At 61.2% G+C, this 12,940-nt stretch carries 8 protein-coding genes; 4 read left to right on the top strand and 4 right to left on the bottom strand.

Annotation, left to right across the window (positions count from 1 at the left end):
* The first annotated feature begins 125 nt into the window (after nucleotides 1-125).
* On the top strand, nucleotides 126-1,334 hold the full coding sequence (gene fliB / locus ASF13_RS14000; RefSeq protein WP_056237236.1) for a flagellin lysine-N-methylase: 1,209 nt from the start codon (nucleotides 126-128) through the stop codon (nucleotides 1,332-1,334).
* Nucleotides 1,335-1,402: 68 nt separating this feature from the next.
* On the opposite strand, the gene ASF13_RS13995 is transcribed toward fliB, so the two are convergent.
* A complete protein-coding gene (locus ASF13_RS13995; RefSeq protein ID WP_056237235.1) occupies nucleotides 1,403-2,305 on the bottom strand; it encodes a LysR family transcriptional regulator in 903 nt (300 codons plus the stop codon).
* Between the two features lie 141 nt (nucleotides 2,306-2,446).
* On the opposite strand from ASF13_RS13995, the gene ASF13_RS13990 reads away from it, so the two are divergent.
* Nucleotides 2,447-2,710, top strand: coding sequence for a DUF2798 domain-containing protein (locus tag ASF13_RS13990; RefSeq protein ID WP_056237230.1), 264 nt, complete (start codon nucleotides 2,447-2,449; stop codon nucleotides 2,708-2,710).
* Here the strand turns inward: ASF13_RS13990 and malT are convergent.
* Nucleotides 2,707-5,433 carry an HTH-type transcriptional regulator MalT gene (gene malT, locus ASF13_RS13985; RefSeq protein ID WP_056237228.1) on the bottom strand — a complete coding sequence of 909 codons (2,727 nt, stop codon included), beginning with the start codon at nucleotides 5,431-5,433 and terminating at the stop codon, nucleotides 2,707-2,709. The two genes, ASF13_RS13990 and malT, sit on opposite strands and share 4 nt — an antisense overlap.
* A gap of 321 nt (nucleotides 5,434-5,754) precedes the next feature.
* Here malT and malP point away from each other — a divergent pair, with 321 nt between their 5' ends.
* Both malP and malQ read left to right on the top strand, forming a co-directional pair.
* Complete coding sequence (gene malP, locus ASF13_RS13980; RefSeq protein ID WP_056237226.1) at nucleotides 5,755-8,157, top strand: maltodextrin phosphorylase; 2,403 nt, start codon at nucleotides 5,755-5,757, stop codon at nucleotides 8,155-8,157.
* A gap of 9 nt (nucleotides 8,158-8,166) precedes the next feature.
* Nucleotides 8,167-10,254: a 4-alpha-glucanotransferase gene (gene malQ / locus ASF13_RS13975; RefSeq protein WP_056237222.1), complete on the top strand. Its 2,088-nt coding sequence runs from the start codon at nucleotides 8,167-8,169 to the stop codon at nucleotides 10,252-10,254.
* Between the two features lie 168 nt (nucleotides 10,255-10,422).
* On the opposite strand, the gene malG is transcribed toward malQ, so the two are convergent.
* Together malG and malF are read right to left on the bottom strand one after the other, a co-directional pair.
* Entirely contained in the window at nucleotides 10,423-11,313 is an 891-nt protein-coding gene (gene malG, locus ASF13_RS13970) for a maltose ABC transporter permease MalG (RefSeq protein WP_056237219.1), read from the bottom strand.
* Between the two features lie 12 nt (nucleotides 11,314-11,325).
* A complete protein-coding gene (gene malF, locus ASF13_RS13965) occupies nucleotides 11,326-12,891 on the bottom strand; it encodes a maltose ABC transporter permease MalF (RefSeq protein WP_056237218.1) in 1,566 nt (521 codons plus the stop codon).
* Nucleotides 12,892-12,940 lie beyond the last annotated feature (49 nt).

Here is a 12,940-nt window from a genome sequence, read left to right as displayed (position 1 = left end):
GACATCTTCTTCAGCGTCATCAGCAAAACAGGCGCTGATTTGGCTGCCTTTTAAGACAATTGATGACTCAATGGCTTGTTATCTTAGCATGAGCCATTTTTCTTTCCCTGAAGAGTCCTTGATTTATGCATGATATCGTCATTGTTGAGCCGGCATTTTTCACCCAGTTTCACTGTGTGGGCAGCGCCTGTCCCGATCATTGCTGTAAAGGCTGGGATATCGAGCTTGATAAGCCGACGGTGAACCGCTACCTGCAGAGTGATGAGATTGAAATACGTCATATAGCGCAGGAAAATGTCATCACGACGGAAATAAATGAGGGCAGCTGGGGGAAGATTAAATTACAAAGCAACGGAAACTGCTCTTTCCTCGATGAAGACCGCCTGTGTAAAGTCCATAAGTCTCTGGGCGAAAAAGCGCTGAGCGGCACCTGCGCGATCTATCCGCGGCTGTATGGCAGCTTTAAATATGAGATCCGCAGTAACCTGACCCTGTCCTGTCCGGAAGCCGCCAGGCTGCTGTTAACCACACCGGGGGCGATGCTCTTCGGCGAAAGGGTCAGGCAAAGCCCCGAGCCGCTGGATGCACCGGATATCAGCCAGGAGGACCGGCTGATCGGTCTGATGTGTACGCATATTATGGTCGGTTGCGGGTCAGACATCGAAGAGGGGTTTTACGGCATCACCATGCTGCTGCTTTATCGCGATAAGCTAGCCGGGGACGCTGACCTGCAGGAAAAAATGCTGCGTTTTTTCGAGGATATCCAGACGGCGCTGCAAAACGGCACGGTAAAAAAAGAAATGGCCGAGCTGCACCCCGATCATCAGCTGCAGTCCGCGCTGCTGTTACGTTTGCAAAGCTATCTGAGCACCAAAAATGAAGGGCGCGGCGGACAACGTTTACAGCGCTATTATCAGAACCTGACTGATTTAACCCAGGGTGTTACGCAATCCACCGAGGTGACGACGCCAGCACGGCAGCTGAATACTATCTGGCGGGAGAAGGCGCTGCCGTGGCTACAGGCTCGCCCCCATCTGCTCAGTAATTATATTCAGTATCGACTCTATGAGGATCGCTTCCCGTCGAAAAAGGGCAGGGAACCCTTAACCCATCTTCTGCTGCTGATGTCGGAATGGCTCCTGTTAAAATGGCTGATTGCCGCTTCCGTTGAACTTAACCCCGAATTCAGCGAAGAGGAGGTGATTAATATCGTTTACAGCTATCACAGCATCACTAAGCATGACAAATACGCTGATGATAAACTGCTGGCAGAGATCGAACAGATCGACTTCACCGATAAATTTTCACTGATCTATCTGCTGACTGGCGGATAAGCAAAAGCCGGCCAGGTTTTCTGGTTCAGCAGCGCCGACGAAGCGGGTCTGTACGGTGATACGGCCCGTCAGATCGACTCCTCCAGAAACTGAATAAAGGCTCTGACCTTTGAATTCAGCGCCGACCGCTCGTTAACGCAGGCATAAATATCCATCGGTAACGACGCCATATCAATCCCGTCGGTTGGGTCCGATTGCAGCAACGGGACCAGCAGACCCTGCTCAATCAGCGGCCGGGCAACAAAGCTCGCCAGTCGCGCAACGCCGCCGCCGTTCACGGCTATTCTGGCGATGATATCAATATCATCGCTGATAAATGCCGGGTTGAGCCTGGCGCTGACCGGCTGGCCGTTGACCATAAAGGTCCAGGGCAGAAAACGGCCGTCGGTCGGATAGCGGAATACCAGGCAGGCGTGGCGGCTCAGCTCATCGGGATGCTGTGGGATGCCCGCGTGCGCCAGATACGCCGGGGCCGCGCAGAAGATAAAGGGTAATGAGACAATTTTTCGCGCAATCAGCTGGTCGCTGAGCTGTGCCTCAATACGAATGCTGACGTCGACGCCCTCCAGCCGGTGGTCGACGTTGCGATCGGTGCTAATCAGTTCGGTAACAATACCTGGGTAAGCCGTTTTAAAGGCCGGCATCAGCGGCGCGAGAACGTGACGGCCGAACGCGGCCGTGGTGGCGATGCACAGCGGGCCCTGCGGTTTGCTTTCCAGCGCAGCAGCCTCAGAGGCGAGATCGATATCATGGGGAATGTGGCGGACTTTCTCGAAATAACGCTGACCACTTTCGGTTAAGGTCATGCTGCGGGTGGTGCGTGACAGCAGGCGTACGCCCAGATGTGCCTCAAGACGGGAGAGGCTCTGGCTGACCGCCGCCGGGCTCATCCCCTTGGCACGCGCCGCCGCGGCGATGCTGCCGTTCTCCACTACGCGAATAAAGGTGCCAATCAGCCCTAACAGATCCATCGCCGCCTCAACGTCATATTCGATAGTTTTGCTTAATAATGATTAAAGCTTCGCCCGGCTACCGCCGCCCTGAACGGCCTGATAATTTAGCGGCTGTTTTATTCACCGCCGTTTATTATTAATCGTTAACAGGATGACACCATGACCGACGCCGTCGCAAAAAATCCCGCCCGCATCCGCCTGCCAAAGCACGCCTCACCCTATATCTTTGCGCTGTATATGGCAACGATCATGGCGTTTCTGATGAGCCTGGTGATCACCTGGGCTGAGTTCGGCCTGGGCACGGATTACATGACAAATGTGATGAATGCCTATCAGATTGCCATGCCTGCGGCCTTTGTTTGCATCCTGGTGGTGCGCCCGGTGGTGATCCGGCTGGTGGGGCTGACCGTGCACGGCCATTAAGCCCCGTAGCCCATCACCTGCAGCAGATGCTGCGCCTGCTGCACCGCGTCCTGGCGATGGGCCACCCCCAGCTTCTGATACAGGTTGCGGATATGCGTCTTGATGGTGGTCGAGGCCACGTCCAGTTCCCCGGCGATCTGGTCGTTGCTGTAGCCGGAGTAGATCAGCCCCAGCACCTGCCATTCGCGCTGGGTGAGCGGGCTGGTGCGGATCAGCTCCGGCACCTGCGGGTGGGTTAACAGCTTATTGACGAACCCTTCGTCGAAGTGCGCGAACTTATGGCGATGATGCTGGTTAATTTCGCGCAGGATCTGCTGCGCCCGCCGCTGCTCAAGGTCGGGCAGCAGGTTAAGCTGGAGCAGCTGACGCAGCTGCTGGGCCATCATCTCCCCCTCAATCACAAAGTGGCTGATAAACCCGGTGCGGTTCGCCAGCCCCAGCGCTTCGATCAGCGCCTGCTGCGCCTGCGCTTTACGGCCGGTGTGCCAGTAAAGCAGGTTGCTCAGCAGCAGGTTACGGTTCAGGTCACTGGTCAGGCGCAGCTGGCGGGCGTTGTGGTTAAGCTCATCCAGCACCGCTTCGGCTTCGGCGAACTTCTCCAGCAAAATCTGCACGCGGGCGATATTGCGCCACTGCCCCTGCTGGAAGTGGTTATCGGCCATATCGGGCTTACGCGCCTGCTGCAGCCACTGTCCGGCGGCCGCCTTATCGCCGGTCATCTGCCAGTAGATCACCCGCGGCTTGTCGGTGTTGGTCAGCCAGTCGATATGATACTGCCCGGTTTTCAGCAGCGCTTCACAGCGCTGTAAATGATGGTGGGCATTGTCCAGCTGGCCGCGCGCCAGCGAACATTTCGCCAGCATCGCCAGGCACTGCAGCTGCTGCTGCGGCTGAAAGTTGGTCAGCACCTCCAGCCCCTGGCGCGCGGCGTCTTCGGCGTCGTCCAGCCGCGACCATGACCACAGCAGCTGCGAGCGCAGGCGCAGTAAAAATTCGTGCATCGGCAGCTGCTCCAGGTGCTGCTCGCGCACCAGTTCGAAGGCGCGCTCCTGCATCTCAAAGGCGGCCTGCAAAAAGCCCTGGGCGATCAGGATCTCGCTCTGCTGGATCAGCGCCCACAGCGCGTAGTGGTAGGCCTCGTGGCGGCGGGCGATCTGCTCGGTCTGCTGCATCAGCGGCAGCGCGCGGGCGAGGTCCCCTTTGCAGTGCTGGATTTCGCCGGTCACCGAGGTGGCGACAATGCGGCTGTAAAAACTCTCAAAGGAGAGAAAACGCAGCGCCTCGGCGGCCAGCTGCTCCGCTTCGTCCTGGCGTCCGTCGTTGATGGCGACCTGGGCGCGCAGCGCGTTGAACTCGGCGTTCAGGTCCTGATCCATTACCTGGTCCTGTTTTTGCATCTCGCATTCCGCCTGGGCCAGCAGCGTGTTGACCTCGGCGTAGCGGTGCTGGCTCTGGGCCAGCCACGCCTGCAGCAGCACCAGCTTCGGGTTGCGGATCAGGCAGTCGTACGGCAGCGCGGCCAGGCACTCTTCCAGCAGCGCCAGCTCGCTATGATTGAACAGCGACCAGGCGTGCTGCAGCATAATATCGCGCAGCATCGCGATATCATCCGCGGCGAGGGCGTGGTGGATCGCCTCCGCCGGGAATCCCTGCGCCAGCCAGCCTTCTGCGGCGGCGCGGTGGATGGCGGGCAGCTCCGCCGTCAGCTCCCACTGGCAGCGCTGGCGCAGGAAGGTGGCAAACAGCGGATGGAAGTTAAACCACTCGCCGGTGTCATCCATACGGTGAATAAACAGGCCCTGGCGCTCCAGCTCCTCCAGCCGCTGCTGGCCGTTGCTGTCGCCGGTCAGGCGCACGATCAGGGCATCATTCATCGAGCGCAGCAGCGAGCAGCGCAGCAGAAAATCCCGCGTCGGCGCATCAACGCGGTCCAGCACTTCCTCCACCAGATAGTCGGACAGGTGGCTGGCGTTCAGCCCCGCCAGCTTACGCGCCGACTGCCGGGTGGACTGGCGTGACGGCGTACTGGACTGGCGGGCAGACAGGGCAATCAGCTGCAGGGCGGTAGCCCAGCCGGCAACCTCATCGCACAGGCGGCTGCTGTCGGCCGGATCGATCGGGTCGTTCAGGCGGTTGTCGAAAAACTGCTGCGTTTCCGGGTGGGTGAACGCCAGCTGCGCGGCGTTCAGCTCCAGCAGCTGCTCGCGCACGCGCAGGTTGGCGATGCCCAGCGGCGGCAGGGTGCGGGACAGCACTACCAGCGACAGGTTCTCCGGCTGATGCCGCAGGAAGAAGCGCATCCCGGCGTGGATCGCCTCACTGGTAATCAGATGATAATCATCAATCACCAGCAGCAGCGGGCGGTGCCAGTCCGACAGCTCGACAAACAGCTGGGCGAACAGCGCCGGCAGGCTGGCATACTGATGTTTCTGGCTGAGCGCCTCACTTTTGCCGCAGTGGCCGCCGCAGGCCTGCTGAATGGCGGCGATCAGATAGCTGGCGAAACGCTCGGGCAGGTTGTCGCTTTCATCAAGAGAATACCAGCCAAGATCGCTCTTACCCGCGGCCCAGTGGGCCACCAGGGTGGTCTTGCCATAGCCCGCCGGGCCGGCCACCAGGGTCAGACGATAGTTCGGTGCCGCCGAGAGCCTGGCCAACAGTCGGTCACGAACCACGGTATTTTGCTGCCGCACCGGGCGGCTCAGTTTTGATGGGATCAGCATTTTTTTCGATTCTGTTGAAGGTGATCAGGAGGCGTAATCTTTATTTCGCAGCGCGTAATTAATCACTTTTTCTAAAGTCCTCCTTTGAAACCCTGAATGCAACAATGTTAAGGAGTTACATGTCGTTAACTTGCTCTGCATCACATTTTTTAAGGCTGATTTTACCCCCCATCCTCCTCACCGGCCGCCTCCTCCGGCTACGCCCCGTTTCTCCTCCCTGCCTGATTGCCGGCGGGAGGATGCCGCCCCGCGCTGAAGGCGGCAGCATAGCGCGTAATAACACTCCATTTCCCTACAGATCCGCGAATAAAGAGGCATGTGATGCAGGTGACTTTTGATAAAACGCAGTTTACCGCCGCGCTAAAACGCCGGTGGCAGGGCTTTGGTTTACGCCGGGCAGAGCAGATGACGCCGCACCAGTGGTGGCAGGCGACCAGCGCGGCGCTGTCAGAGCAGCTGAACGCGCAGCCTGAACCCGCGGCAACGCAGCAGCCGCAGCGCCATGTGAACTATATTTCGATGGAGTTTCTGATCGGCCGCCTGACCGCCAACAACCTGATTAACCTCGGCTGGTATGATGAGGTCAGCCAGGCGCTGCAGGAGCAGGGCGAGGTGCTGGCCGATGTGCTGGAGCAGGAGACCGATCCGGCGCTGGGCAACGGCGGGCTGGGGCGTCTGGCGGCCTGTTTCCTCGATTCGATGGCCACCGTCGGCCAGCCCGCCACCGGCTACGGCTTAAATTATCAGTACGGCCTGTTCCGCCAGTCGTTTCAGCAGGGGCAGCAGCAGGAAGCGCCGGACAACTGGCAACGCGAAAGCTATCCGTGGTTCAGCCACAACAGCGCGCTGTCGGTGGATGTCGCCTTCGGCGGCAGGCTGGTGAAAGATGCGCAGGGCACCGAGCGCTGGCAGCCGGCTTATACGCTGCGCGGCGAGGCCTGGGACCTGCCGGTGGTCGGCTATCAGAACGGCGTCACCCAGCCGCTGCGCCTGTGGCAGGCCAGCGACGTGCATCCGTTCGACCTGACGCTGTTTAACGACGGCGCGTTCCTCAGGGCGGAACAGCAGGGCATCGACGCCGCGAAGCTGACGAAAGTGCTCTATCCGAACGACCACCACGACGCCGGTAAACGCCTGCGCCTGATGCAGCAGTATTTCCAGTGCGCCTGTTCGGTCGCCGATATTCTGCGCCGCCATCATTTCCTCGGGCGCAGGATTGAGGATCTGCCGGCGTATGAGGTGATCCAGCTGAACGATACCCACCCGACCATTGCCATCCCGGAGCTGCTGCGCATCCTGCTTGACGAGCACCGGCTGGCGTGGGACGCGGCCTGGGATATCGTGCAGAGAACCTTTGCCTACACCAACCATACGCTGATGCCGGAAGCGCTGGAGTGCTGGGATGAGAAGCTGGTGCGCAGCCTGCTGCCGCGCCACTTCTCGCTGATTAAAGCCATCAACGCCCGCTTTAAAAAAGTGGTGGAACAGCGCTGGCCGGGCGACAAAGCGGTGTGGGAGAAACTGTCGGTGCATCAGCATCGCCAGGTGCGCATGGCCAACCTGTGCGTGGTCAGCGGCTTTGCCGTTAACGGCGTGGCGGCGCTGCACTCCGAGCTGGTGGTCAACGACCTGTTCCCGGAGTATCACCAGCTGTGGCCGACGAAATTCCACAACGTCACCAACGGCATCACCCCGCGCCGCTGGTTAAAGCAGTGCAACCCGGCGCTCTCCGCGCTGATCGATACGCAGCTGAACACCGGGTGGGTGACCGATCTCGATGCGCTACAGGGGCTGGAAAAATCGCTGGACGATGCGACGTTCCGCCAGCGTTACCAGCAGATCAAGCGTGACAACAAAATTGCGCTGGCCGCTTACGTTAAGCAGGTCACCGGACTGACGCTGAACCCGGAGGCGATCTTCGACGTGCAGATCAAACGCCTGCACGAGTACAAACGTCAGCACCTTAACCTGCTGCACATTCTGTCGCTCTACCGCCAGCTGCGCGATAACCCGGAGATGGACAGGGTGCCGCGCGTGTTCCTGTTTGCGGCTAAGGCGGCGCCGGGCTATTACCTGGCGAAAAACATCATTTATGCCATCAACCAGGTGGCGGAGAAGGTGAATAACGACCCGCTGGTGCGCGACCGCCTGAAAGTGGTGTTTATCCCGGACTACCGCGTGTCGGTGGCCGAGCTGATGATCCCGGCGGCGGACGTCTCAGAGCAGATCTCCACCGCCGGTAAAGAGGCCTCCGGCACCGGCAATATGAAACTTGCGCTGAACGGCGCGCTGACCGTTGGCACCCTCGACGGGGCCAATGTGGAGATCGCCGAACAGGTGGGTGAAGAGAACATCTTTATTTTCGGCAACACCGTCGATGAGGTGAAAGCGCTGCAGGCGGGCGGGTACGACCCGTTACAGGTCCGTGAAAAAGATAAGCATCTGGACCGCATCCTGCAGGAGCTGGAAAACGGCTTCTTCAGCAACGGCGATAAACAGGCGTTCAGCCTGATGCTCGACAGCCTGCTCGGCGGCGGCGACCCCTATCTGGTGCTGGCTGACTTTGCCAGCTACTGCGCCGCGCAGCAGCGGGTCGATGCGCTGTACCGCGATCGCGATGCGTGGACGCGCAAAACCATTCTTAACACCGCCCGCGTCGGCATGTTCAGTTCGGATCGGTCGATCCGCGATTATCAGCAGCGCATCTGGCAGGCGAAACGCTAAGGAGTCCGCATGGAGAATATTACGCTGGAGCAGGCGGCGAGGGACGCGGGGATTGCCCCCGGGTTTATTAACGCCCACGGCCAGCAGCAGGCCACCGCGCCGGAAACCCAACGCGAACTGCTGACGGCGATGGGCTGGCGGGCTGATCGTCGCCCGCTGGCCACGCCGGTGCCGGCGGTCAAAGTCTTTGTCGCCGGGCAACGCCTGGCGCTGCCGGTCGAGGGCGACGGGGAGTACCTGTGGACGCTGCAGCCGGAGAGCGGCGCCACGCAGCGTGGCCGCATCAGCGGCAGGATGACGCTGGTGCTGGCGGGGAAAATCCCGCCCGGTTACCACCAGCTGACGCTGACCCAGGCGGCGGAATCATGGACGTGCCGGGTGATTATCGCCCCGAAACGCTGCTATGAACCGGACGCGCTGCTGGCCGGCAAAAAGCTGTGGGGCGCCTGCGTGCAGCTCTATACGCTGCGCTCGGAGAGCAACTGGGGCATCGGTGATTTTGGCGATCTGACCCTGCTGCTGCGGCAGATTGCCGCACGCGGCGGGGATTTTGTCGGGCTGAACCCGATCCATGCGCTCTACCCGGCCAACCCGGCGGCGGCCAGCCCCTACAGCCCGTCGTCACGCCGCTGGCTGAACGTGATTTATATCGACGTCGGTGCGCTGGAGGATTTCCGCCAGAGTGAGGCGGCACAGCGCTGGTGGCAGCTGCCCGAGACCCGGCAGCGTCTGCAGGCCGTACGGGCCAGCGATGAGGTGGATTACGCCAGCGTAATGCCGCTGAAACTGGAGGGGCTGCGGCTGGCCTGGGCGCATTTCCTCATGCGTAAGCCGCAGGATGCGCAGGTCAAGGCGCTGGCGAACTTTACCCGCCAGGGGGGCGAGAGCCTCCGGTTGCAGGCCGCCTTTGACGCGCTGCACGCGCACCTGGCGCTGCGCAGCGGCGCGACCGGCGGCTGGGCCGACTGGCCCGAAGAATGGCAGGACGCGCGCGGCCCGGCGGTGAGGGCCTTCTGCGAGCAGCACAGGCAGGAGGTGGAGTTTTATCTCTGGTTACAGTGGCTGGCGGAGACGCAGCTGGCGAACTGTTTTCACACCAGCCAGCAGCTGGCGATGTCGCTGGGGCTGTACCGCGATCTGGCGGTGGGCGTGGTCCGCGACGGCGCGGAGACCTGGAGCGACGGCGAACTCTACTGCCTGAAAGCCTCGGTGGGCGCACCGCCGGATATCCTCGGCCCGCAGGGGCAGAACTGGGATCTGCCGCCGCTGGATCCGCAGGTGCTGGTACAGCGCGGCTATCAGCCGTTTATCGACCTGCTGCGCGCCAGTATGACCCGCTGCGGTGCGCTGCGCATCGATCACGTGATGGCGCTGCTGCGCCTGTGGTGGATCCCGGCGGGCGAGACGGCGGATAAGGGCGCATACGTACACTATCCGCTGGACGACCTGCTGGCGATCCTCGCGCTGGAGAGCCAGCGCCATCGCTGCATGGTGATTGGCGAAGACCTTGGGACGGTGCCGGTGGAGATCGTCAGCAGGCTGCGCGAAGGCGGCGTCTACTCCTACAAGGTGCTCTATTTCGAGCGCGACGAGGAGCATCACTTCCGCGCGCCGCAGTCCTATCCGGTGCAGGCGATGGCGACCGTCACCACCCACGATCTGCCGACGCTGCGCGGCTACTGGCAGGCGGACGATCTGACGCTGGGCAAAAAGCTCGGGCAGTACCGTGATGACAGCGTGCTGCAGGGGCTGTACCAGGACCGCGCGCGCGCGCGTCAGGGGCTGCTTGACGGGCTGCATCACTACGGCTGTATCCCCAAAAGAACCGGCAGCCACGCTGAACTGATGGCGATGACCCCGGTGATCAACCGCGGGCTGCAGCGCTATGTCGCCGACAGCGCCTGCGCGCTGCTGGGCCTGCAGCCGGAAGACTGGCTGGATATGGCCGCGCCGGTGAACGTTCCGGGCACCAGCGATGAGTATCCCAACTGGCGACGTAAGCTCAGCCACACGCTGGAGCAGATGTTCGCCGACCATCGGATCAATAAGCTGATTAAGGACCTCGATAAGCGGCGGCGCAGCGGGTCGCTCAGCTGAGGCTAACGCAGTAAGAACAGGGTTTCTCCCGCCGGGGGAAACCCTTTTTTGTTGGGTGAATTCAGGGAGTATCAGCAAAAAAAAGGGCGGCTTATTCAGCCACCCAGAGGACACAGGAAAAGTAGTACACCCGTTGCCGGGATAACGCGCAAAAAAGGGAGCGGTAAACTAGCCTTTTATCCCGCCGGCCGTCAGGCCACCGACCAGCCAGCGCTGGGCAATCAGGAACACCGCGGTGATCGGTATGGCGGAGAGGATCGCGGCGGCGGCGAAGTCCCCCCACAGGTAGTTCTGCGGGTTTAAGTACTGCTGCATCCCCACGGCCAGCGTGTAGCTGTTGACGTCGCGCAGCAGCAGGGAGGCCACCGGCACCTCGGTGATCGCGGCGATAAATGACAGGATAAACACCACCGCCAGGATCGGCACCGACAGCGGTAGCAGCACCAGGCGGAACGCCTGCCACGGCGAGGCGCCGTCCAGCGCCGCGGCCTCCTCCAGCGAACCGTCGATGGTTTCGAAATAGCCCTTGATGGTCCACACGTGCAGCGCAATGCCGCCCATATAGGCGAAAATCACCCCGCCGTGGGTGTTCAGCCCGAGGAACGGCACGTAAATGCCAAGCCGGTCAAACAGGGCGTAGAGCGCCACCAGCGACAGCACCGCCGGAAACATCTGGAAGATCAGCATGCCCTTCAGCAGTGAACTTTTGCCACGGAATTTCATACGGGCAAAGGCATAGGCGCAGGTGGTGGAGAGCGCCACGATGCCCACCGCCGTGATGCCGGCGATTTTGATCGAGTTCCACAGCCACAGCAGCACCGGGAACGGTGGCGGGGTCAGGCTGCCGTCGGCGCTGGTCACGCTGATGCCCAGCGCCAGCTTCCAGTGATCCCAAGAGACCTGATCCGGGATCAGGCTCCCGGTGGCAAAGTTGCCCGGCCGCAGTGAGATGGTGAACACCATCAGCAGCGGGAACAGGATCAGCGCCAGAAAGCACAGCAGTAACAGATGCGTTACCAGCAGCCTGGCTTTTTGCGACCTTGGTTTGACCATCGGCATGGGTGTTGCTCCTTAATCGAATTTCATACGTGAGGCTTTCAGATTGATGACAGCCAGCGCGCCGACCAGCAGGAAGATCAGCGTGGCGATCGCCGCGGCCAGACCGAAGTCCTGCCCGCCGCCGCCCTCAAAGGCGATGCGGTAGGTGTAGCTGACCAGCAGGTCGGTATGCCCGGCCGGCGTGGTGGTGCCGATCATGTCCGGCCCGCCGTTGGTCAGCAGCTGGATCAGCACGAAGTTGTTAAAGTTAAACGCAAAGCTGGCGATCATCAGCGGCGTCAGCGGTTTAATCAGCAGCGGCAGCGTGATGCGGAAGAAGTTCTGCATCGGGGTCGCGCCGTCCATCGCCGAGGCTTCGTAGAGGTCATCCGGGATCGCCTTCAGCAGGCCCATGCACAGGATCATCATATAGGGATAGCCCAGCCAGGTATTGACGATGATAATCATGCTCTTAGCGGTCCAGGGATCGCTGAACCACGCCGGTTTGATGCCAAACAGCGCGTTGAGCATCAGGTTGATCTCGCCGAAGCTTTGATTAAACAGCCCCTTGAAAATCAGGATGGAGATAAACGCCGGTACGGCGTAGGGCAGGATCAGCAGGATGCGGTACACCGCCCTGCCTCTCAGCGCTTCCCACTGCACCACGCACGCCAGCACCATGCCAACGGCGACGGTCAGCACCACGGTCAGCAACGCGAACACCACCGTCCAGACAAAGATCGACAGGAAGGGCTTCTGAATGCCCTCATCGTGCAGCACGCGCAGGAAGTTGCCCCAGCCGATGCCGACGGTAAAGCCTGGGCTGAGTTTCTCCGCCTGCCACTCGCCGCCGGCGTCGATCGCCTGATAAAAGCCGCTGTGCATATTCGGCCGGTAGACCACCCCGGACTGCACGTCGGTCAGCTGCTGGTTCTGCTGATTCAGACGGTAGAGCGGCTGCGTGCCGGAGAACTGGCGCAGCGAACTCATCCGCAGCGTGGCGCCATCCGGCAGCCGGGCCATCAGCCTGCCGAGCGCCTGACGGTTCCGGGTCACCACCCGCAGCCCGGCCTTCTCGCCGGCGGGCAGCGCCTGCGGCGTCAGCGTCAGCGTCTGCACGGCGGCGGCATCAAAGGCGAACGGCGGTGAGACCAGCACCTCAGCGCTCTCCGCCGAGGTCAGCGCCAGCTGCCAGCGATCGCCGGCGGGATAGAGGGCAAAGTTTAGCGCTTTGCCCCCCTGGAATTCACGGCCCATCAGCACCGACTGCGCGCGCTCAAACGTCAGCTGATTGGTGCTGCTGTAGTTGGTAAAAGCGATGGCGATGGTGCAGACCAGCGGGAACAGCACAAACAGCGCCATTCCGGCCAGGCCGGGATAGACATAGCGCCACGCAAAGGCGCGGCGGTTGGCGTAAATACAGAGGCCGCTGCCGGAGAGGATCAGGGCCAGGACGGCAAACAGGTATTCACCCTGCGCATACATCAGCACGATCAGATAACCGGTTAAGCAGGCGAGCAGGCCGATGGCCGGCCATTTCAGCACATGACTCAACGGCCGTTTTTTTTCAGCGGTCAGACCGGTTTGGGCTACTGGCATAGGGGCTTCCTTGTAGGCAGGGTGCGGAGCCCGCAGGCTCCGCACCCTC

It is taken from the genome of Erwinia sp. Leaf53, from assembly GCF_001422605.1.
Taxonomy (GTDB): Bacteria; Pseudomonadota; Gammaproteobacteria; order Enterobacterales; family Enterobacteriaceae; genus Erwinia.
The sequence above is the reverse complement of the archived record's forward strand: the minus strand, read 5'-3'. Positions and strand labels throughout refer to the sequence as shown.

What these genes read in the sequence shown, in the direction of transcription:
- fliB (WP_056237236.1), top strand. Translation starts at nt 126, where the DNA reads ATGCATGATATCGTCATTGTTGAGCCGGCATTTTTCACCCAGTTTCAC.
- ASF13_RS13995 (WP_056237235.1), bottom strand. Translation starts at nt 2,305, where the DNA reads ATGGATCTGTTAGGGCTGATTGGCACCTTTATTCGCGTAGTGGAGAAC.
- ASF13_RS13990 (WP_056237230.1), top strand. Translation starts at nt 2,447, where the DNA reads ATGACCGACGCCGTCGCAAAAAATCCCGCCCGCATCCGCCTGCCAAAG.
- malT (WP_056237228.1), bottom strand. Translation starts at nt 5,433, where the DNA reads ATGCTGATCCCATCAAAACTGAGCCGCCCGGTGCGGCAGCAAAATACC.
- malP (WP_056237226.1), top strand. Translation starts at nt 5,755, where the DNA reads ATGCAGGTGACTTTTGATAAAACGCAGTTTACCGCCGCGCTAAAACGC.
- malQ (WP_056237222.1), top strand. Translation starts at nt 8,167, where the DNA reads ATGGAGAATATTACGCTGGAGCAGGCGGCGAGGGACGCGGGGATTGCC.
- malG (WP_056237219.1), bottom strand. Translation starts at nt 11,313, where the DNA reads ATGCCGATGGTCAAACCAAGGTCGCAAAAAGCCAGGCTGCTGGTAACG.
- malF (WP_056237218.1), bottom strand. Translation starts at nt 12,891, where the DNA reads ATGCCAGTAGCCCAAACCGGTCTGACCGCTGAAAAAAAACGGCCGTTG.